Consider the following 20608-nt stretch of genomic DNA (forward strand, 5'->3'; position numbering starts at 1 on the left):
GTCATCGGGTATTGGCGAACAGCGCGTACTGCGCCGCCGCGCGCTGGTGCGCGTCGAGCAACTGGTTGCCGCCGACGACACCCACGTACTGCTTGTACGCCACCACACAGCTGAAACGCTTGGCCCCGTCGAGGGTTCGGTTCTCGGTGCAGGCCGCGTGCGGCAGATTGGGTGGTGGCGCCGCGTCGGCTTTGGCGTGGTTGGGGAGGAGCTTGTCGGTGACCGCACGCAGGGCCGAGGCCTGGTCGGCGGTGCGGATGGCCATCGAACCGTGCGAGAAGGCGACCTGTTCGGCGTTCATCGCGGCGAATTGCTCGGCGAGGCGGTCGCGTTCGGGGGAGAGCGGGACGCCGGGGGCGCCGGCGAAGTGGAGGGCGCCGGCCCTGGTGGTGACCGTGTGGGTGCCGTCGCCTTCGGGGAAGGTGAACTGGTCGGGGTTGAGGGTGCGGACCAGCAGGTGATCGGGGTCGAACGGGAGGGTGTAGACCTCTTCGTCGGTGAGGACGGGGACATCGGCCAGCGCGCCGATCTGCTTGTCGTAGGCGGTGGCGGCCCGGGTGGTGAGGGCGTCGAGGTCGGGTTTGTCGACCGAGAGCAGGAACGCGAGCACGTACGGGCCGTGGGGGAGCAGGGTACGCAGGAACGGCGAGTCGGGGCGCCAGTGGGAGCGGGCGGCGGGGTAGCCGGGGATGCTGACCGGCTGGTTGCGGCCCTCGTGGGAGGCGAGGTCGGCGTCGTGGAATTCCTGGGCCGCGGCGGTGGCACGGGCGGCGTCGGGGAATTGCAGCACCATGGTGGCGGCGGTGAATCTGTTCGTCGGTTCCTTGAACGGCCACCCGGTCGAGCTCACGGTGGAGTCGGTCGAGGCGCCGGTGGACAGGAATCCGTAGAGCATTTTGTGCTTTTCGGCGATCGGTTCGACGACGTCGTAATCGCCGAGCTCCCACGGGGTTGTGCCGTCGGAGAAGGCGCGGGCGCCGGTGCCGTACTTCATCTGCGGATCGATGGCCGCGGCGTCGATGACGTGACTCGCGATACGCATACCGGCCACGTTGTACATCTCGTAGAAGTCGGGGACGGGATCGTCGTCGTGGGCGTTCACCGGTTCGGTGGGGAAGCTGCCGACATCCAAGGTGCGGATATCGATCTCGCCGGGCAGCGCGGTACCGGTGACCTCGGAACCACAGCCCGCGAGGACGACGGCGAACACGGCGATCGCGAAACGGCGGATCCTCATGACGCGTTCACCAGCAGGGCGTACTGGGCGGCGGCGCGTTGTTGCACGTCGAGGAGCTGGTTGGACCACACGTACGCGGCGTAGCGGTCGAAGGAGACCGCGCAATAGAAGCGGATCGCGAAGCGCTGATTTCGACCGATGTATTCCTTGCATTTGGCGCTCGGGAGATTCTTCGGTGGGTCGGCGGCGGTGAATTTGCGGGTGAGACCGCCCAATTCGTCGCGCACGGCCTGCGCGCCCGCGATATCGCGCGCCCGGTAGACGTCGGCGCCGTCACTGGCGTACAGGTCGACGCCATTGTCGGCGATCATCGCGGTCGTGCTCACCGGGTCGGAGGTGAAATGGCGGGCGGTGCGGCCCGCGTAGACGCCGGGCGGGTTGAGCCAGGAATCCTCGCGCGGGCGGGGCGCGGTGCGGCCGAGCATGCCTTCGCGGTCACGCTGCAGAGTCATCAGATCGGCGGTGGGAGTGAAGTTCGCGACCGATGCCACGATGGTGTCGAGACTCTTGCGGGTCAGTTCGAGCAAGGCCTGCTTGTCGACCTTGCCGAGCCAGATCTTCAGATAGTCGTAGAACCAGGTGTAGATCACCAGATGCCCGGTGGCGAACCACGATCCGATCGACTGCTGGTCGGGCTGCCAATGTGCCTTCGCCGCAGGGTATCCCGGTATCTCGATCGGCTGATTGTTGGGCGCGTAGCCGAAGTCGAGTTGCTCGAGCGCGGTCGCGGCGGCAGTGGCCTTCTGCGCGTCGGGGAAGATCATGACGGCGTTGACCATGTCGATGCCGTGGTTGTCGGGCGCGGTCTGGGCCGAACTCACGAATCCGCCGATGAAGTCGGGAGCGACCTCGCCGAACCGGTCGACGGCCATGATCTTGCCGAGCGCGGCCCCGGGATCGATGAACACCGAGGCGATCGACGGGTTGGTGTGAATGAACCGGGGATCGATATCGGCGGGGGCGGGGACGTGATCGCCGAGGCGTTCGGCCTCGATGAACCGGGCCTGATCCATGCTCGCGACGGCGCCGACCACCCGTGGCTGCGTCGGGTAGTTGCCCACATCGAGGGTGGCCAGGTCGACCGGCGGATCACTGGCCGAGGCCGGTTCCTCCCCGGAACCGCACGCCAGCAGGCCGGTGAGCAGGACGGTCGCCAGTGCGGCGCAGGACGGTTTCCTCGACGGCACGGCGATCATTCCTCCCCGAAACGATGGTCGGCGGAATAGTAACCCGTTCTGCCGACCTACAAACTGTTGGCCAGCAGTGCGTATTGGGCGGCCACTTTCTGCCGGATCTCGGATTCCTGCTCGGCACCGACAATGGCCAGGTACCGCTTGTACGGAACGTAGCAGCGGTATTCGGAATCGACGTCGGAGTCGCCCTTCGAATTGAGTTCGAAGCATTTGGCGCCGGGCACATCGGTGGGCGCGGGCACGGAATCATAGTGCTCGGCCGAGTCGATGAAGCCCTGCATCAGCGCTTCGGCCCCCGCCTGATCGCGGACGCGGGCGATGGCGCCGCCTTCGACCAGGGCGTACCGGTCGGCGCCCGCGGCTTCGAGGAGGCGTTCGCGGGCGGTCTCGTCATCGACCCGGCTCACGATGTGTTCGGGGCTGTACACGGCGAACGTGCTCTGGTCGGGCTCGGTCTCGGTGGTGTCCTCGACGACGGCGCGGGCCAGCAGGCCGTCGGGGTCGACGGGCAGGTCGGCGAGCTTGTCGTAGGGGGTCGGGGTGAACTTCGCGAGCTGAGCCAGGCTCGCTTCCAGTGACATATCGATCCAGGACACGAGGTCGTCGGCGTCGGCGCGCGGCCGCTGCACGAACAGCGAGATCACGAATTCCTTGTGCGCGTGGAATGCGCCGACGGTCGGGATGCCGGGACGCCAATGCACATATGCCTCGGGATATTTGGTCGAGGCGAGCTTGCGGTTGTCCGGGGAGACGGCGAGATCGACGTCCTCGAGTTCGCGGGCGGCCAGCGTGGCCGAGGCGCTGTCGGGGAAACGCAGCACCGCGGTGGTGATGGCGGTGGCGTCGGCACCGGGGCGTTTGCTGCCGTCGGGATCGGCACGGTCGGCACCGAGCGTCACATAGCCGGTGACGAACTTGCGGTTCTCGAGCACCGGACGCGACACATTGGCGATGAAGTCGAGTGCGCGTTCCACCGACGGGATCACGGTCGACCCGCGCCCGTACGACATCGACGGATCGATCCGGACCGTCGGCGGCACGGCGCCCGACATCCGCATTCCCTCCACGAGCGGACCTGCGCTACCGGCCTTTTCATCGTGGGAACGCTTCTCGACGGCGAAGGTCCCCACCTCGAGTTTGCGCACATCGATCTCACCTGCGACGGGGGTGCCACTCACCGCGCAGCCCGTGAGGGCGATCGTGACTGCCGACAATGCGAACGCGACGCGGATCCTGATCATGGCTGCCCCTCGGTGTTCCTCCCACTGTAGGTGTGAAGTTACCGGAACAAGCCCGCCCAGGGGGCCCTAAGTGTGGTGCTTTGCCATAGTCTGGATGTCATGTCGACGACCCTGCTGCGTGGTTCCGGTGGAGGCCGATACCTGTGAGGGATCGGCAGGTCGAAATCGTGCCGGGCACTCATGCCGTGGCGCACGTGGCGGGAGCGGTGATCGCGGTGGCGCACCGGCAGCCCGGACGCCTCACCCCGGAATCCACCGCCGCCGTCGCACTGGAATCGCTGGCCGAGCTCGTCCGCACCGCGGTGGAGGCGGAACCGGGCGGGCCGGGCGCCTCGGTCGCGCGGGAGGCCACCCGGTGGCTGATGAAGCATGCCGAGCAGATCTCGCCGGGCGTGCCGATCGACTTCGGGGTGCTCTCGGCCGCCGACAACGGCGGTGTCGCGATCTTCCTGCACGGCGCGGTGACCGCCGTGCTCGCAGGCGATCGGGGCCCCGAGTACTACCGGGGTAGTGACGCGGCGTTCACCGTCGACCGGGTGGCCTCCGAACCCGCCAAAGGCGTGGCGCTGTTCGTCGACGACGCCAAGGGCCGCATCCCCGACCTGCCCACCGAACGCGGCATCGGCTGGCTGGTCGAAGGCATCGCGCAGGCGGCCGGGGCCGTGGTGTGGGCCAACGATGTGCGAAGCCGGGTGCGCACCGCCGACCCCGACGCCCGACGGCTGCCGCCGCCCACTGCCCGCATCGACCGGGAACCACGCCCACCGCAACAGGATTCGCGCCCGGCCGAGGCGCCTGCGACGGGGATGCAGCCCGCGACCTCGATGCTGGACGCGGTGACCGGAACCAACCACGACCTCGTCGACCCGCACAACGCGGAAACCCGCACCGCCGGGACCAATCCCGCCCCCGAGCCCGACCCCGATCTGCAGCGCAGGCTCGAGGCGACGGCCCGTTCGACGGTGCTGACGGTGAAGGTGATGGGATTCAAGTGCGCGCGTGCGCATCCCAGCGATCCGCGCTCGGCGTTCTGCACGGTGTGCGGCATGCCGGTCGACCAGACCCAGGCACTGGCCGAAGTGGTCCGCCCGCCGCTCGGCATGCTCGTCCTCGACGACGGCATGACCTACCTGCTGGCAGCCGACGCGGTGATCGGGCGCGATCCGGAGAATTCCGAAGCGGCGCAACGTGGCCTGATCCCGTTGCGCATCGACGACACGTCCGGCGGCATGTCACGCGCGCATGCCGAAGTGCACCTGGTGAATTGGGACGTGCAACTGCTGGATCGCGGTTCCACCAACGGAACTCGCAGCCGACCGCCCGGCTACCGCGACTGGATCCGGCTCACCCCGAACCAGCCGCTGGTGCTCGTCCCCGGCACCGAGATCATGATCGGTAACCGGGTCCTGCGCTACGAACCCGCCGCCCCGCCGCCCTTCGGCTGAGTCAGCTGTAGCGCGACTCGCAGGTCGTGGCGCCATTGAGGACGCCCGCGCGGAAGGCGTCGACGCGGGAGAAGCCGCTGGGGACGGTGTTGCCTTCGGCGTCGCTGGCGGCGAGGCCGTCGGTGAGCAGGCCGGAGACCGCCTCGTCGAGGTCGCCCGCCGAGAGCTGGATGTCGCCCTGGCTGACCGGACGGCCGGGCTCGGCGAGTTTGCCGGTGACCACTCCCGACAGGCAGGCCGCGCGCAGGCCTGTCTTCGCGCCGGTGAGCGCTTGGCCGTTGCTGCGCTGCACGGCGAGGGTGTAGCGGGAGATGAACAGGACGTAGCCGTTGTAGTCGCCGCTCACCTTCACCGGGAGCGGGCCGTCGTCGCTGTCGTCGGCGGAACCGCGTTCGGCCAGGCCGGGCACGTCGGTGGCGATCACGTTCTTGGTGGGGCAGTAGGTGACCGGGTCGGTGACGGCACCGTCGTCGCACTCCACCTGCGATCCCGAGTAGTCGTAGGAGGGTGATTGCTGGACCGGCAGAATCGCCTGCAGTGCCTTGCTCAGCTCCACCAGATTGCTCTGGGTGATCGGGTACTCGCCGCGTCCCTGGTCGCCGGAGAAACTCTGCGGCAGATTGCCACGGCGCGATTCGATCTCGTCCTCGTCGATGCCTTTGCAGCCGCGCGCACCGTCGGTGAAACCGATCTGCACCGCCGTGACCCGCTCGAACGCCGAACCGTGCACGCTCTCCGGATCGTCGGGATCGGAATCGCGAATCGAAACCGTCGCGGCCAGCACGGAATTGAGGCCGTCGGAGGTGTTGATCGTGAAGTGCTTCGACTTGCCCTCGGCGACATGGCGCATGAACGCGCCGGCGAAACAGTCGGCCTGCTGTTCCTTCACCAGTACCGGGGTCTTCTTGGTGACCATCTTGGCCATGGTCTGGATGGCGTGCCCGTATTCGTGGGCGAGCACCATCACCACCGACATCGGGCCGAAGGTCTCGCTCATCGTGGGCAGCAGCATCGCGCGGTCCCAGCCGATGGAGTTGTCGCTGCGGCAGTAGGCGGCGTTCACCAGGTGGTAGGTGGTTTCCTTGCAGAACTCGACCGCCGAGTTTCGTGGGGCGCGCGCGTCCCAGGAGATGAGGGTGGTGACCGGGTCGAACGTCTCACCACGGAACTCGGACCCGAACACCGACTCCCAGTAGGTCTGGATGTCCTCGATGGCGTTGAGGGCAAGGGCGTCGACCTCGCCGCCGTCACCGTTGGACGCCGTGAGCGAGGAATCCGCGACGCCCGGTCGTGGGCCGTTCGGGCCGCCGGTGGTCGGCAAACCGGCCACCCGGAAGGGGTCGTCGTAGATCGAGACCGCGCGGCCGTCGACCGCCCGTGTGCAGCCCACACTCAGCAGTGCGCATAGCACGGCGGTGATGGCAACGAGCACTTGGCCTTTCGGCATCGGTCCCCCTGGTCGGCCGGATACACGTGCAGGTCGGTCGCCGGATCGGGTGTGAAGCCGTCTCGGGGGCACCGCCGATGTCCGGGCGATGGCATAGTATCCGCTCCATGTCTTCACCGGGGGCGCAGACCATCACCGTGCGCCATGATGGAACCGAACGAGTCTTCGAAGCGAGCCAGCAGATCACCATGGGCCGTGCGCCCGAGGTCACCCTGTTCGTGGACAGTCCGCTGGTCTCGCGCGTGCACGCCACTCTGCGCTTCAGCAACGGCGCCTGGGTACTCGCCGACAACGGCAGCACCAACGGCGTTTTCGTCGACGCACGCAGGCTGAGTCAGCCGGTCTCGATCGACCGGCCGACCCAGGTACGCCTGGGCGACGCGATCAGCGGGCCACTGTTGCACCTCGTGCCCGCGGCGCCGGGGGCGGGATCGCGGCACGCGGCGACCATGGTGGCGCCGCCTTCGCAGCAACAACCGCAGCACCGTCCGCCGCAGCGTCCCGCCTTCCAGCCACCGTCACATCCGACGCCTCAACAGCAGCAACCACCCGCCCGGCCGCAGTACGTGCCGACCTCGCAGCTGCCGTCGCAGCCGGTCGCGCCGCAGGACAACATCAATATGACCCGCCGCGCCGACTCCTCGATGCTGCCGCCGGTGCGCAAGGCGGCCTCGACCGAACCGGTGGCGCGCGGTGACCGCATCCCGCCCGGCGGCCTGAGCATCGGCCGCACCTCCGACAACCAGATCGTGGTGAACGACCCGCTGGCCTCGCGCAAGCACGCACGGCTGGTTTCCTCACCGGAGGGGCTGGTCGTCGAGGACCTCGGGTCGGCCAACGGCACCTTCGTCAACGGTCACCGTCAGCAGCGCACCGTGCTGCGCGAACGCGACATCGTCACCATCGGCAACATCGACTTCGTCGTCGCGCAGGGTGCGCTGGTGCACCGGCAGAAGCCGGTCGCCGAGCTGGGGCTCACGGTGCACGGGGTCGGGTTCACCGTCGAGGGCAACAAGCAGCTGCTCGTCGATGTGAACATGCAGGCGGGGCGTGGCACGCTCACTGCGCTGATCGGCCCATCGGGCGCGGGCAAGTCGACGCTGTCGAAGCTGATCGCGGGCAATACCCAGCCCTCGGGCGGTGTGGTCACCTTCGAGGGCCGCAACCTGCACGCCGAATACGAGGCGCTGCGTTCGCGTATCGGCATGGTCCCGCAGGACGATGTGCTGCACCGTCAGCTCACCGTCCGCCAGGCCCTCGGTTTCGCCGCCGAGCTGCGGCTGCCGCCCGATACCACCAAGGCCGACCGTCAGCAGGTGATCGACGGTGTGTTGCAAGAGCTTTCGCTCACCCAGCACGCCGATACCCGGGTCGACCGGCTCTCCGGCGGTCAGCGCAAGCGCGCGTCGGTGGCGATGGAGCTGCTCACCGGTCCGTCGCTGCTGATCCTCGACGAGCCGACCTCGGGCCTCGATCCGGCGCTGGACCGGCAGGTCATGCAGATGCTGCGCGAACTGGCCGACGCCGGTCGCGTGGTCATCGTGGTCACCCACTCCGTGGCCTGCCTGGACATGTGTGACCAGGTGGTGCTGCTCGCGCCCGGCGGCAAGACCGCCTTCGCCGGCCACCCCGGTGGCGTCGGTGCGGCGATGGGCACCAGCGACTGGGCCGAGATCTTCGCCAATGTCGCGGCCAACCCGGACCAGGCCTTCGCGGCGTATCGGTCCAGGCAGGCCTATGTACCGCCACCACCGCCGCCGCAGCCGTTGCAGCGCGGCAACACCGGTGCGCCGCCGCAGTCGAGTGGCATGCGGCAGTTCAGCACGTTGGCGCGCAGGCAGTTGCGGTTGATCTTCGCCGACCGCGGTTATCTGGTGTTCCTGGTGGTGCTGCCGTTCATTCTCGGCGCGCTGTCGCTGGTGGTGCCCGGTGAGAACGGCTTCGCCGCGGGGCCGCTGGTCGCCCAGCCCGACGGGTCGTTCGCGAAGTCCGGTGGTAGCGAGACCCAGCAGCTGCTGGTGGTGCTCATCCTCGGCGCGTGCTTCATGGGTGCGACGCTGAGCGTGCGTGACCTGGTCGGTGAGCGGACGATCTTCCACCGCGAACGGGCGGTCGGGCTGCTGCCGTCGGCGTACCTGCTGGCCAAGATCGCGGTGTTCAGCGTGGTCGCGTTCCTGCAGTCGGCGGTGCTGATCGGCATCACCTTGCTCGGCAAGAACCCGCCCGGTGCCGGGTCGCTGATTCCGAACGGCAGTATCGAGCTCTACATCGACATCGCCATGACGGCGGTCTGCTGTGTGGTGTTCGGTCTGTTGATGTCGAGTCTGGCCAAGTCCAACGAGCAGGTCATGCCGATGCTGGTGGTGATGATCATGGTGCAGCTCGTGATGGCCGGTGGTCTGATCCCGGTGACCGACCGCGTCGGCCTCGAGCAGGTGTCGTACCTGTTCCCGGCACGCTGGGGTTACGCGTCGGGTGCGTCGACCGTCGACCTGAAGAATCTGTTCTGGGGTGCGCAGGACGATTCGCTGTGGACGCACTCGATCGGCATCTGGATCCTCGACATCGTCATGGTGCTCGTGATCACCTCCGCCCTGGCGTTCCTCACCTGGACCCGCCTGCGGTTGAAGCGGTCGCAGGCATGAGCGGTCAGCGCCCGGAGGCGGCAGCTCGCGTCACCACGCAGGCCGCCCGAGCATGCCCGGTCGGATACAGCATGATCGGGCAGGTAGAAGCCGTTTCGGCGGACACACTGCGCGTGTCGAGCGCCGACCGGGCACACTTGAGCCTGTGACCGTTCGAGTTGGCGCCCTGCATCTGGGGTGGGATGTGGTGTCTGTCGCCGCGGGTGGTGGTGAGACCCCCATCCGCCCGGTTCAGGTGGAGGGCACCTACACCCCGCCCGCCTACCTGCTCGCCGACGCCGCGGGCAGGTTGCACACCGCCGGTGTCGACCGGCAGCGACCCGATCTGGGGATGGCTATCGCCGACGTGCGCGACATCCTCGGGCACCCACAGATCGTGATCGCCGGCGCCACCTGGCCCGCCGAACTGGTGTTCCGGGCCAGGCTCTACAACCCGCTGGCCGCCGTCGGCAAGTATCTGCGCGGTAAGCCGCAGCTGGTGGCGTTGCCTTATCCCGACAGCTGGCCGGAGGAGAAGGTCGAGGTCTACGCCGGGCTGGTCGAACAGCTCGACGTGGTCGTCGAACCGCTACCGGAGAGCGTCGCGCTGTCGGGATACCTGCGCGCGCTCGGGCTGGTCTCGCCGCCGAGCGAGCGGCACCACACCGGCATCGGCGCCACCGGCATCTACTCCGACGGCCGCACGCTGCTGGTCGTCGCGGTACACGGTGACGACGAGCAGCCGACCGAATCGGTGGAGGTCTCGGTGAACCCGGAGGCGCTGCGCGACGCGCGCACCGCCGACAACGTGGTGATCGAGGCGATGGCCGCGGCCCGTTCCATCGGCGCCGACACCTCGACGGTGCTGCTCGCGGGCAACGTGTGCTTCAACGACGCGCTGCGCCTGGCCTTCCAGAACCACCTCGGACAGCGGCTGCAGGTGGCCGATCACCCGATGCACGCGCTGGTGCTCGGCGCCGCGCATCTGCTGGTCACCGAGCCGTTCGACGAGGACGACTACCCCGAGCCGCAGCATCCGGGGCAGGCCTATGCCGCCCAGGTCGGCTGGGGTGCGCCGCCGGCCGCGCCGTCCGCCGCCCAGCCGCCGGGGCCCGCCGGTTTCGTGGCCGGACCGCCCGCCCAGTCCGGTGGGCGGCACGCGCTCGACGACGAAGCCGACCAGCGCGGAAAGCTCCTCGGCAAGGTCAAGAAGGGCTTCTTCGGCGCACCCGCCGTGCTCGGCGCGCTGGCGCTCGCCGCCACCGGCTGGCAGACCGACACCACCCTCGCGGCCGACGCCTCGGACTGCGCGTTCACCCCGTACGTCAACACCACGCCACCCGAGGGCATCGCGACCGCGGACGGCAGCATGGTCGACGGGTGCGCCACCCCCGGCATCGACAACCTGCGCTACCTGATCCCCGGTCCGGCGCGCACCACCGACCCGGGCCCGCCGGTGGTCATCTAGTCCGATTGTGGGGGCGTCATACCCGGCTGGTATCGTTGGCCGCTGGCGTGTGGAACGTCGACCCGTTCGCGGTTCGGTGTCTCCGCGATGTCCCGGGTCTCCACCGGCCGCCGGGACAAATCTCGATTACGGGATCCATAACAGTTGGCCGGCAACACCGACGACAGACAGGGAACGACTGTGCCTACGTACAGCCCCAAGGCAGGTGACGTCACCCGCAAGTGGTACGTCATCGACGCCACTGACGTAGTCCTCGGCCGTCTCGCCGTGCAGGCCGCTGGCCTGCTGCGCGGCAAGGGCAAGCCGACCTACGCACCCCACGTCGATGGTGGCGACTTCGTCATCATCATCAACGCGGACAAGGTTGCCATCTCCGGCAACAAGAAGCAGGACAAGCTGATCCACCACCACAGCGGACACCCGGGCGGCCTCAAGTCGCGCACTGTCGGCGAGGTGTTGGCGACCCGTCCCGATCGTCTCGTGGAGAAGGCCGTCAAGGGCATGATCCCGAAGAACAAGCTGGGTAACGCGATCGCGGGCAAGCTGAAGGTCTACGCAGGCCCGAACCACCCCCACGCCGCGCAGCAGCCGGTTCCGTTCGAGATCAAGCAGGTGGCCCAGTGACCGCTCCTGAAGAGTTCACCCCCGAAGAGTTCGACGCGGTCGACGAGACCGTGGTCGAGGTCGTCGAAGACGGCGAAGGCTACGACGAGGGCGAGGCCGTCTACGAGGCGTCCTACGAGCCGATCGTCATCGATCGTCCCGTGCAGACCGTCGGCCGCCGTAAGGAAGCCGTCGTCCGCGTGCGACTGGTTCCGGGCTCCGGCAACTTCACCCTCAACGGCCGCACCATCGAGGATTACTTCCCGAACAAGGTGCACCAGCAGCTGGTGAAGTCCCCGCTGGTGACCGTCGAGCGGACCGAGTCCTTCGACATCGTCGCCCTGCTCCACGGCGGCGGCCCCTCGGGTCAGGCAGGCGCCCTGCGTCTGGCCATCGCCCGCGCGCTGATCGAGGTCACTCCCGAGGATCGTCCGGCGCTCAAGCGTGCCGGCTTCCTGACTCGTGACCCGCGTGCCACCGAGCGCAAGAAGTACGGCCTCAAGAAGGCCCGTAAGGCGCCTCAGTACTCGAAGCGCTGATTTCGGCACTGCCGACCACCGTCTTCGCCTACCTTGGCTGAGGCGGTACGGTCTGCGGAGCACGTGTGCGAGAGCAGGCTTCCAGCACGGCTGGTCGCCTGCTCTCGTGCTGTATATGGACCACCTACAAGGGGCAGGTATGGGACAGCTTTTCGGTACGGACGGCGTTCGTGGGCTCGCCAACGAGTCTTTGAGCCCGGAGCTGGCGATGCGGGTCGCCGGTGCGGCGGCGCAGGTGCTCAGCCGGGGCAAGAAGCGTCCGGTCGCGGTCCTCGGCCGTGACCCGCGGGCCAGCGGCGAGATGCTCGAGGCCGCGGTGACCGCGGGCCTTACCGCCACCGGTGTCGACGTGCTGTCCGTGGGTGTGCTGCCAACCCCGGCCGTCGCCTACCTCACCGGCCTGTACGACGCGTGCTTCGGCGTGATGATCTCCGCCTCGCACAACCCCATGCCCGACAACGGCATCAAGATCTTCGCGGCGGGCGGGCACAAGCTCGACGACGCCGTGGAACAGCGGATCGAGGCCCTGATCGCCGACGGCACCACCGTGCGCCCGACCGGCGCGGGTATCGGTCGCGTGCGCGGCGACTACACCGTCGAGGGCACCCACGAACGCTATGTCGAGCACCTGCTCGAATCGACCGGGGAGAACCTGTCCGGGCTCACCGTCGTGGTCGACTGCGCGCACGGCGCGGCCGCCGAGGTGGCGCCGCAGGTGTACCGGGAGGCGGGCGCGACGGTGATCGCGATCAACGCCGAACCCAACGGTCTCAACATCAACGACGGCTGCGGTTCCACCCACCTGGACGCGGTCCGGGCCGCGGTGCTCGCCCACGGCGCCGACCTGGGTGTCGCGCTCGACGGCGACGCCGACCGGTGCCTCGCGGTCGACGCCGCCGGCGAGGTGGTCGACGGCGACAAGATCATGGCGGTACTCGCGCTGGCCATGCGTGAGTCGGGCGAACTTGTCGAAGACACCCTGGTCGCCACGGTGATGAGCAACCTCGGTTTGCATATCGCTATGCGCGCGGCCGGTATTCGCGTGCTCACCGCCGCTGTCGGCGACCGCTACGTGCTCGAGGAGCTACGTCGTGGTGGGTTCAGTCTCGGTGGCGAACAGTCGGGTCACGTGGTTTTCCCGCGCTACGGCACCACCGGCGACGGTGTGCTCACCGGGCTGCGGTTGATGGCACGGATGGCCCAGACCGGTCGCGGGCTCGGGGAGCTGGCGTCGGTGATGAGCACCGTGCCGCAGGTGCTGGTGAACGTGAAGGTGTCGGACAAGGCCGCGGTCGCCGCCGCCCCCGAGGTGCGCGACGCGGTGGCCGAGGCGGAGCGCATGCTCGGCGAGTCGGGCCGGGTGCTGTTGCGCCCCAGCGGCACCGAGCAGCTGGTTCGGGTGATGGTCGAGGCCACCGATCCGGCGCAGGCGCGTCAGCTGGCCGACGATCTGGCCAAGCAGGTCGCCGCCGTCTGATCGGCTGGCGTGCCGTCGCCGCTGCATCTACTATCGGCCTACGCCGTAAGGACCTGTGTGCCCGTGGCGCGTGTGCTTGCTCGGCGCACCGGAGAGTTTGGCGCGCAGCACGATTCGAAGGGGGCCGATCATGGCGCCGCTGCCTGCCCGCAACTACCAGGATCAGTACTACGAGTACGGCGAGCCCCACCGCTGCGGTGGGGCGTGCGGACGGCCGGGGTGTCGTGAAGTGCCCCAGGGGTATTCGCCGACGGTGCCGATCCGCGACGAAGGATACGGTCAGCGCATCGAGGCCGAGACGTCGCGCAGCGGTGCGGTGGCGGTGCCACGGCCCTCACCGCGCTCACGGTCGCTGATCGTGGTTGTCGCGATCCTGCTCGCCACGCTCGTCGCCGGGTTGGTCGGGATCAAGTTCGGGTCCGATATCGACCTGTTCGGTGCGGCGGAAACGGCTGTGGTCCAACCGATCTGATCAGAACTGGCCGGCGATGAAACCGGTGAACAGCACGAGGAAACCCCCGACCTCACCCACGATCAGCCCGTACATCGACAGCTTCAGCGCGCCGGAGATCTCCCCGGCGAACTGGTCGGTGGTGTCGCGACGCAGGCCGTGCATCACGTAACTGGCGATCGCCCCGGCGAAGAACGCGAGAACCACCAGGTCGGCGGCCAGATTCACGAGCGTCGGCCAGGCGCTGAGCTCGGTGAACACGGCAAGCACCAGGCCTGCGAAGGAATACATCAGGGCCGCGCGGTGCGCGATGTCGACGTAGACGTGGGCGGCACCGTCGACCCGGATGCCGCGATATTTCCAGATCCCGAGCAGCAGGGCGCTCAGGAAGATGAGCCCGGTGACGAGCAGCGTGACGCGGGTGTCGATGCCTAATGCCATGGGGTGTCCTATTTCTCGGTGAGCAGCCCGGCGGCCATGTGCCAACGGCGGGTCGCTCGCACAGAATCCAGCATGCGGCGGTCGTGCGTCACCAGAATCAGGGTGCCCGTGAAGGATTCGACCGCCTGCTCGAGCTGTTCGATGGCGGGCAGGTCGAGGTGATTGGTCGGTTCGTCCAGAACCAGCAAGTTCACCCCGCGCGCCTGGAGCAAGGCCAGGGCCGCGCGGGTGCGTTCGCCCGGTGAGAGCGTGTCGCACGCCCGGATCACGTGCGGGCCGCGCAGCCCGAACTTGGCCAGCAGCGTGCGGATATCGGCGTCGGGCCATTCGGGCATGGCCGCGCCGAAGGTGTCGACCAGCCGCTCGGTGCCGCGGAACAGGCCACGCGCCTGGTCCACCTCACCGATGGCGACACCGGAACCCAAAGCGGCAGAACCGGAATCGGGAGCGATCTTGCCGAGCAGCAGCCCGAGCAGGGTGGACTTGCCCGAACCGTTGGCGCCGGTGAGCACGATCCGGTCCGCCCAATCGATCTGGGTGGTGATCGGTCCGAGTGTGAACTCGCCACGGGTGACGGTCGCGTTGTTCGCGGTGGCAACCACCGCACCACTGCGCGGGGCGGTGGCGATCTCCATCCGCAGCTCCCACTCCTTGCGCGGTTCCTCGACCACCTCGAGCCGTTCGATGCGGCGCTGCGTCTGCCGAGCCTTCGCCGCCTGCTTCTCGGTGGATTCGGCGCGCGTTTTACGGCCCATCTTGTCCGAGTCGTTCTTGCCTTTGCGCCGGGCATTGCGCACACCGTGCTCGAGCCAGTTGCGCTGCATCTGGGCGCGTGCCTCCAAACCCGCTTTGGTGTCGGCGAATTCGTCGAACTGCTCGCGAGCGTGTTTGCGGGCGATCTCGCGCTCGGTCAGATACGCCTCGTACCCACCGTCGTACATGCCGTACTGCTGCTGCGCCAGGTCCAGTTCCAGCACCCGATTCACGGTGCGAGCCAAGAACTCCCGATCGTGGCTGATCACCATCAGCGGCACCCGCACACCGGTGACGAAACGTTCCAGCCGTTCCAGGCCGTCGAGGTCGAGATCATTGGTCGGTTCGTCGAGCAACAGGATGTCGAAGCGCGACAACAACACCGACGCCAGTCCGGCGCGCGCCGCCTGGCCGCCCGACAGGCCCGTCATCGGGGTGTCCAGGCCACCGGCCAGGCCATCGATGAGGCCGAGTTCGGCCGCGACCTCCTCGGCCCGCTGCTCCAGGTCCGCGCCGCCGAGGGCGAGCCAGTGTTCCAGCGCGGGGGAGTAGTCGTCGTCTCCGCCTTCACCGAGGCGTTCGGCGGCCGCGTCCATCACCCGCTGCGCGTGCGCCACTCCCGTTCGGCGGGAGAGGAATTCGAGCACGGTCTCGCCCTCGATGCGCTCCGGTTCCTGCGCCAGGTAGCCGACGGTGGCGTCCGGCGGGCTCAGCGTGATCGTCCCGTCGCCGGCGTCGCGCTCGGCGAGCATCCGCAGCAGCGTCGACTTGCCCGCGCCGTTCACGCCGACCAGCCCGATCACATCGCCCGGGGCGAGGGTGAAATCGAGGTCGGCGAACAGGGTCCGTTCGGCGTGTCCCGCGGACAGGCCGCTGGCGTGCAATGTCGTGCTCACCGCTCGAGTCTGCCCGATCTCAGGGTGTGACCCTGAGATGGGGTGGTGCGAAATCAGGGTGCGGATGGGTCCGTCGACCGATGCCGGGAGCGGCACGCGAGGGCACAGTTGAATCATCACCGCTCGACAGGAAGGCACACCATCATGACTGCCCCCGCCCGCCGCTTCACCCGCTCGACCAGCGACAAAATGATCGCAGGCGTCTGCGGCGGCATCGCCGACTACTTCGGGTGGAGCCCGAACGTCGTTCGCCTCGCCTTCGTCGCCTCCTGCCTGCTGCCCGGCCCCCAGTTCCTGCTCTACCTGATCCTGTGGCTGATCATGCCCAAGAAATAACACCCGACGTGGCCGTGAGCCGCTCGCGGATGACAGGATGGTGGGGTTCCGCCGCGCCGTCATCCGCGAGTTTCCCGTTTGAGGAGGAGCCATGGTCACCTCGGGCGACATCCCCGGCTTCGGCCTACCCGACATCGACGCGCACACACCCCTCGACAGCCTCGGCCCCGTCGAACTCAACTCCCCCTCCCAAGACCTCGACGCCGACGGCGTAGCCGACTCCCTCACCCACACCGACCCCAACTCCACCACCATCTGGTCCGACTACGACGAGGACGGCCTCGCCGACCACGTGACGGTGATCGAGGAGGACGGGGACTATGCGGCGTGGGAGTACCACCGGCATCCGGATGGGACTTCGGAGTGGAGGAAGACGGATCAGGGGAATCTGGGAAAGTAGGGCCCTCGTGGGAACCCGTTGGTGGGTTCGTGCGTCGAAGTAGGTAGGGCGCCGCTGTGGCGTGTCCGGAGTGTGGAGGTGGGGATGGGTACGACCGTTTCGAACGGGGTGGTGGTCAACCAGGCTGCGGTCACCCAGCAGGTCAATGAGCTCAAAAGCACCGTTGGCGAGCTACGAAAGGCCGCGGCGAACGTCAGCCCGTGGGGAACGGGCGTCGACGCCGGTCGTGCCTATGCCGACCGTGGTCACCGGATCGCCGCAGGATTCGACCGGATCAGTGGCTGGCTGAACCGGTGGACCACTGCAACCGACTACACCGCAGGCGCAATCGGCACCGCGACCATCGAACTGGTCGGTGTCGACAACGCCAACGCTCAGGACCAGAAGAAGCTGGCAACCCAGCTGTCCGGCTGATGGGCGTCGAACCAGGGGAGGGGATCGAACATGGTTGAAACTGTCGACGGGGTGCTCGACGCCGGCGCCGCACGAGGCCTGGGGTTCTTCACGGAGCTGACTCCCAGATACCTGCGTGCCTTCCCGACCGCGCAGACGATGTCTCTGCAAGCGATCTATGCCACATATGACGCGGAACGGCAATTGAACCTGCAAACCCTTGCCGCGACTGTGGCAAGCCTTCAACTCTCGCTGAACGCGGCGAAGATGCAGTCGGACAAACAAAAGCAGGTGGGTCTCGTTCTTCCGGCGTCGTGGCAGGGTGAGGCGGGTACCCGAGGAGCCGAGATTGTCACGGGGTTGGCCACCCAATCGGCTACCGATTGCACGGCTGTCCAGCGAGTTCTCGACGCCCTGAACACGGCGAGCACGACGATCTTGCAAACCGTCAAAGACAAGGTGAGCGTCATTGACGGAGCTTTGGTGGACGGCAAGGTCGAAGTCGGGGGACTGACGCCGACGGACATCGACGAGGTAATCGATGGCAAGGCGACCGGCGAAATGGACAAAGCCGTGTGGCAGAAGATGCTGCCTGGCGCCATTTTTCCGAAGAAGTATCCCGATCAGATCAAAATCGCATGCGAGCGATGGTTACAAGACACCTTCGCCTTCAAGTACGACCAGATGCTGAGTTCCTTCACCTCCGCATGCACGATCGCTCGCACAGCGATCGAAGGCAAGTACGACCTGATCACTGCAGCACTCGACGCGGTCGAAGAGAAGTCGTACAACAGTGCGAAGTCCGTGGGCGGCGCAAACGACGACGACGAGAAGGCCGGCCCGGGCGACAAGTCGACAGCGACAGAGGATCAGTCCAAGAAAACAACCGATCAGTCCAAAGGCACGGGCGGTGACACTTCCACCGCAGGAACTCAGAACGGTGATACCTCGGGGTCGACGACGAAAACGACAACGACGCAGACTCCGCAAACCACCACTGATGACAACGACGACTCCGATACCAACAGTGCGTTGAGCACACTCGCGTCGACGCTGAGTGAACTGGGCACCACCGTGTCGAGCGCGTTGACCGGTGACCTAGGGGACACACTGACCTCTGCCGTGGAATCGGCGGGAACCTCGCTGAGCGACGGTATCGAGCAGATGACCGAACAGGCGAGCAGCCTGCTTTCCGGCGAGCATGAGGCGTCCTTCCAGCTCGGGGACACAAAGGTAACGATCGAAGCCGGTGCGAACGGACTTGCACTGACGACAACTGACGCGAATGGCACTACCAATGAGTACCGGTTGTCGTTGGACGAGAACGGAATTCCTGTCCTGACGACGGACACGAGTACGAAGGACGAGTCGGCCGAGACCGGAGCCGTGCAGGCCGAAGAGGGCGCAGTGGGCTCGGGTACGCCAGAATCCGGCGTCGGCCATGGCGCGGCGGGTCTCGAGGACGCAGGGAGTGGGGTGGGCGGTGCTGCCGACCCGACTACTGCTGAGACTCCTGACCTGACGGATGCTCCGGTGACCAGTGAAATCGGCTCGGGCGAGCCGTCTTCAGGCTCTGTCGCAGGCGGTGTTCCGGTTGGTCCCAGATCGGACCGGCAGGAAACCGATGGCGAGCACATACCTACCGTCGAGAACCACCCGGCGGGCGATGCCGGCGACAGTGGAGCGGTTCTCGCTGAGGCAGGCCCTTTGTGATGCTCCCAGCAGACGGCAGTCCATCCGCGGGTCACGGAGAATAGGCGCTCATGGACTACGCAGCAGAGATCGAGCGAATCGCGGTCGAGGCCAGGCGACGCTCGGCGAACGTGGCGGAGGAGATCGACGAGATCCACCGTCAAACAGCTCTCCGTGCCGAGCGGTTTGCTGCTGAAACAACTGAGAGACTTCAGGAACTGGCCGACCAGGACCAAGTCGTGCAGGATCCGCCCGAGGTCCCTGCGGAATCATCTGCGCCGCCGCCGAGTCGCACACCGGAACCTGTACGTCCGTCGGCCCCGCGGCCTCCGGAGGCGTTCGAACCTGACCCCAACTGGACCCCGGAACAATTGCGGCAAGCCGAAATCCGCGCAGCGGTCGCCCGGGCCCGCGCGGCACGGCAGGCCAGGTCGACGGTCGCGCCATCGGACGGCGATTACGACCCCGAGTCGGAGTACTACCGCCGGTCGACCTGGCTGGACTGAGATCTCCCGGTAGGGCATCGTGAGCAGATCGATGATCATATGAGTGCCGTGAATGCGGTGGGGGCAGTGCCTGAGAACGGATTGATTGCCGGGTACGCGATCGAGCGGCAACTCGGTCGCGGTGGGATGGGCACGGTGTATCTGGCCCGTCATCCGAGGCTGCCGCGCTCGGTCGCGTTGAAGTTGTTGGACGAGCAGATGTTCGGCGATGAGGAAGCCAGGGCGCGTTTCGCGCGTGAGGCAGACCTCGCCGCACGGCTCGACCATCCGAATATCGTCGGCGTGTTCGATCGTGGGGTCGAGGGTAGGCGGCCCTGGATCGCCATGCAGTACGTGCACGGCACCGATGCGGCGGCAGTCGGTGTCTTCGAGCCGTTTCGCGCGATGCGCGTCGTATCGGAAGTCGCTGCGGCGCTGGACTTCGCGCACAGTCACGGTGTGCTGCATCGGGATATCAAGCCGGCGAACATCCTGCTCGGTGCGCCGTTACCGGGACAGCCCGAGCGCGTGGTGCTCGCGGATTTCGGGATCGCACGATTGCATATCGATAAGAACCCGCTGACCCAGACCGGCTCGTTCACGGCGACCCTGGCCTACGCCGCACCGGAACAGCTCGCAGCCTTGCCGCTGGACCCGCGGTGTGACCAATACTCGCTCGCCTGCACCTTTTTCGCGCTGCTCACCGGAAGATCCCCGTTCGAAGCGACGAATCCGGTGGCGGTGATCCAGGCGCACATGTCCGCAGCGACGCCTTCGATCGTGGGTGTGCGACCGGAGCTACCGTCCCAATTGGATGCTGTGCTCGCCCGAGCGACCGCCAAAAGGCCAGCGGATCGGTTCGATTCCTGTGGCGAGTTCGCGTCTGCCGTGAGCCAGGCCTTTCTCGCCGAGCCCGGTCCCGTCGCGGCGCCTCGGCAAGCGGTCCCGAGTGTCGTCACCACGGTTGCCGACCGCCGAACCGTCGACCGAGGCCCGGTGCGGCCGCCCGTCGTGAAAGGCGCGCCTGGTTGGGCCGCATTGACCGCTCGACGGCAGGTCGATGAAGTAGAGCCGGTGCCCACAGTTCCAGCCCGACGGCCCGTCCGGCTGCAACCACGTCAGCTCCTCATCCTGTTCTACGTGTCGCTACTGGTGATCTTGTGCATCCTCGTCTTCACCGATGTCACCAACTGGTAATCGAAACGACGAGGGGACGAATCGATGGCATGGTCCACATCAAAGGGGGAGCACCCTTCGCGCGGACCGTATTCGACGGGACCCGGGTGATCAGCAATACTACGGCGAGTAATACGAATGGCAGCATCGCGATGTGAAGTAGGTGGAATTGTGACCATAGATTCCACCACCTCTGCTCGCTCGACCTGTAGATCAGCTCGATCGCTCCGGTCAGGACCAAGGGGACGCCAACGAGTGCCATCGCCACCCGCCAGTCCGGACGGTCGATGTCCTCGCAGTGAATATGGCGG

19 protein-coding genes are annotated in these 20608 nt (G+C 67.3%); 13 read left to right on the forward strand and 6 right to left on the reverse strand.

Going from position 1 to position 20608, the window contains the following annotated elements; genetic code table 11:
- Position 1: 1 nt before the first annotated feature.
- From LDL21_RS24750 to LDL21_RS24760, 3 genes are read right to left on the reverse strand one after another with little or no spacing between them, the layout of a single operon-like run.
- On the reverse strand, positions 2–1237 hold the full coding sequence (locus LDL21_RS24750; RefSeq protein WP_225281963.1) for a DUF7373 family lipoprotein: 1236 nt from the start codon (positions 1235–1237) through the stop codon (positions 2–4).
- The gene (locus LDL21_RS24755) at positions 1234–2433 is read right to left on the reverse strand and encodes a DUF7373 family lipoprotein (protein ID WP_372462223.1); all 1200 of its coding nucleotides are present in this window, start codon (positions 2431–2433) and stop codon (positions 1234–1236) included. The genes LDL21_RS24750 and LDL21_RS24755 overlap by 4 nt, the downstream gene beginning before the upstream one ends.
- Before the next feature lie 47 nt (positions 2434–2480).
- Positions 2481–3671, reverse strand: a complete 1191-nt coding sequence (locus LDL21_RS24760; RefSeq protein WP_225281965.1) for a DUF7373 family lipoprotein — start codon at positions 3669–3671, stop codon at positions 2481–2483.
- 167 nt (positions 3672–3838) lie between these two features.
- Here LDL21_RS24760 and LDL21_RS24765 point away from each other — a divergent pair, with 167 nt between their 5' ends.
- The gene (locus tag LDL21_RS24765; RefSeq protein WP_225281966.1) at positions 3839–5116 is read left to right on the forward strand and encodes an FHA domain-containing protein; all 1278 of its coding nucleotides are present in this window, start codon (positions 3839–3841) and stop codon (positions 5114–5116) included.
- A 1-nt stretch (position 5117) separates the two neighbouring features.
- On the opposite strand, the gene LDL21_RS24770 is transcribed toward LDL21_RS24765, so the two are convergent.
- Entirely contained in the window at positions 5118–6563 is a 1446-nt protein-coding gene (locus LDL21_RS24770) for a neutral zinc metallopeptidase (RefSeq protein ID WP_225281967.1), read from the reverse strand.
- Between the two features lie 107 nt (positions 6564–6670).
- Here LDL21_RS24770 and LDL21_RS24775 point away from each other — a divergent pair, with 107 nt between their 5' ends.
- The 6 genes from LDL21_RS24775 to LDL21_RS24800 all read left to right on the forward strand — a co-directional run bounded on the left by LDL21_RS24775 (position 6671) and on the right by LDL21_RS24800 (position 13746).
- Positions 6671–9208, forward strand: a complete 2538-nt coding sequence (locus LDL21_RS24775; RefSeq protein ID WP_225281968.1) for an FHA domain-containing protein — start codon at positions 6671–6673, stop codon at positions 9206–9208.
- A gap of 145 nt (positions 9209–9353) precedes the next feature.
- Entirely contained in the window at positions 9354–10655 is a 1302-nt protein-coding gene (locus tag LDL21_RS24780) for a hypothetical protein (protein WP_225281969.1), read from the forward strand.
- Between the two features lie 180 nt (positions 10656–10835).
- Positions 10836–11279 carry a 50S ribosomal protein L13 gene (gene rplM / locus LDL21_RS24785; protein WP_022567307.1) on the forward strand — a complete coding sequence of 148 codons (444 nt, stop codon included), beginning with the start codon at positions 10836–10838 and terminating at the stop codon, positions 11277–11279.
- The gene (rpsI, locus tag LDL21_RS24790) at positions 11276–11797 is read left to right on the forward strand and encodes a 30S ribosomal protein S9 (protein WP_084457283.1); all 522 of its coding nucleotides are present in this window, start codon (positions 11276–11278) and stop codon (positions 11795–11797) included. The genes rplM and rpsI overlap by 4 nt, the downstream gene beginning before the upstream one ends.
- 139 nt (positions 11798–11936) lie before the next feature.
- Positions 11937–13274, forward strand: coding sequence for a phosphoglucosamine mutase (gene glmM, locus LDL21_RS24795; protein WP_181701292.1), 1338 nt, complete (start codon positions 11937–11939; stop codon positions 13272–13274).
- Positions 13275–13404: 130 nt separating this feature from the next.
- Complete coding sequence (locus LDL21_RS24800) at positions 13405–13746, forward strand: hypothetical protein (RefSeq protein ID WP_181701290.1); 342 nt, start codon at positions 13405–13407, stop codon at positions 13744–13746.
- Here LDL21_RS24800 and LDL21_RS24805 read toward each other — a convergent pair whose 3' ends face one another.
- Positions 13747–14166: a hypothetical protein gene (locus LDL21_RS24805; RefSeq protein WP_225281970.1), complete on the reverse strand. Its 420-nt coding sequence runs from the start codon at positions 14164–14166 to the stop codon at positions 13747–13749.
- A gap of 8 nt (positions 14167–14174) precedes the next feature.
- Positions 14175–15761: an ABC-F family ATP-binding cassette domain-containing protein gene (locus LDL21_RS24810; RefSeq protein WP_443678057.1), complete on the reverse strand. Its 1587-nt coding sequence runs from the start codon at positions 15759–15761 to the stop codon at positions 14175–14177.
- Between the two features lie 198 nt (positions 15762–15959).
- Here LDL21_RS24810 and LDL21_RS24815 point away from each other — a divergent pair, with 198 nt between their 5' ends.
- The 6 genes from LDL21_RS24815 to LDL21_RS24840 all read left to right on the forward strand — a co-directional run bounded on the left by LDL21_RS24815 (position 15960) and on the right by LDL21_RS24840 (position 20318).
- Entirely contained in the window at positions 15960–16151 is a 192-nt protein-coding gene (locus LDL21_RS24815) for a PspC domain-containing protein (RefSeq protein WP_181701284.1), read from the forward strand.
- A gap of 91 nt (positions 16152–16242) precedes the next feature.
- Positions 16243–16551: a DUF6802 family protein gene (locus LDL21_RS24820; RefSeq protein ID WP_225281972.1), complete on the forward strand. Its 309-nt coding sequence runs from the start codon at positions 16243–16245 to the stop codon at positions 16549–16551.
- Between the two features lie 84 nt (positions 16552–16635).
- Positions 16636–16965, forward strand: a complete 330-nt coding sequence (locus LDL21_RS24825) for a hypothetical protein (RefSeq protein ID WP_225281973.1) — start codon at positions 16636–16638, stop codon at positions 16963–16965.
- 30 nt (positions 16966–16995) lie between these two features.
- Complete coding sequence (locus LDL21_RS24830; protein WP_225281974.1) at positions 16996–18657, forward strand: ICP22 family protein; 1662 nt, start codon at positions 16996–16998, stop codon at positions 18655–18657.
- 50 nt (positions 18658–18707) lie between these two features.
- Positions 18708–19142 carry a hypothetical protein gene (locus LDL21_RS24835; protein ID WP_225281975.1) on the forward strand — a complete coding sequence of 145 codons (435 nt, stop codon included), beginning with the start codon at positions 18708–18710 and terminating at the stop codon, positions 19140–19142.
- Between the two features lie 66 nt (positions 19143–19208).
- Positions 19209–20318 (forward strand): serine/threonine-protein kinase, encoded by a 1110-nt coding sequence (locus tag LDL21_RS24840; protein WP_308017167.1) that lies wholly within the window; start codon positions 19209–19211, stop codon positions 20316–20318.
- Positions 20319–20608 lie beyond the last annotated feature (290 nt).

The organism is Nocardia rosealba (genome assembly GCF_020216065.1).
Classification (GTDB): Bacteria; Actinomycetota; Actinomycetes; order Mycobacteriales; family Mycobacteriaceae; genus Nocardia; species Nocardia rosealba.

Bases quoted from the DNA above. Each gene is read 5' to 3' on its own strand.
- LDL21_RS24750 (WP_225281963.1), bottom strand. From the start codon at position 1,237: ATGAGGATCCGCCGTTTCGCGATCGCCGTGTTCGCCGTCGTCCTCGCG.
- LDL21_RS24755 (WP_372462223.1), bottom strand. From the start codon at position 2,433: ATGATCGCCGTGCCGTCGAGGAAACCGTCCTGCGCCGCACTGGCGACC.
- LDL21_RS24760 (WP_225281965.1), bottom strand. From the start codon at position 3,671: ATGATCAGGATCCGCGTCGCGTTCGCATTGTCGGCAGTCACGATCGCC.
- LDL21_RS24770 (WP_225281967.1), bottom strand. From the start codon at position 6,563: ATGCCGAAAGGCCAAGTGCTCGTTGCCATCACCGCCGTGCTATGCGCA.
- LDL21_RS24775 (WP_225281968.1), top strand. From the start codon at position 6,671: ATGTCTTCACCGGGGGCGCAGACCATCACCGTGCGCCATGATGGAACC.
- glmM (WP_181701292.1), top strand. From the start codon at position 11,937: ATGGGACAGCTTTTCGGTACGGACGGCGTTCGTGGGCTCGCCAACGAG.
- LDL21_RS24800 (WP_181701290.1), top strand. From the start codon at position 13,405: ATGGCGCCGCTGCCTGCCCGCAACTACCAGGATCAGTACTACGAGTAC.
- LDL21_RS24805 (WP_225281970.1), bottom strand. From the start codon at position 14,166: ATGGCATTAGGCATCGACACCCGCGTCACGCTGCTCGTCACCGGGCTC.
- LDL21_RS24815 (WP_181701284.1), top strand. From the start codon at position 15,960: ATGACTGCCCCCGCCCGCCGCTTCACCCGCTCGACCAGCGACAAAATG.
- LDL21_RS24820 (WP_225281972.1), top strand. From the start codon at position 16,243: ATGGTCACCTCGGGCGACATCCCCGGCTTCGGCCTACCCGACATCGAC.
- LDL21_RS24825 (WP_225281973.1), top strand. From the start codon at position 16,636: ATGGGTACGACCGTTTCGAACGGGGTGGTGGTCAACCAGGCTGCGGTC.
- LDL21_RS24830 (WP_225281974.1), top strand. From the start codon at position 16,996: ATGGTTGAAACTGTCGACGGGGTGCTCGACGCCGGCGCCGCACGAGGC.
- LDL21_RS24835 (WP_225281975.1), top strand. From the start codon at position 18,708: ATGGACTACGCAGCAGAGATCGAGCGAATCGCGGTCGAGGCCAGGCGA.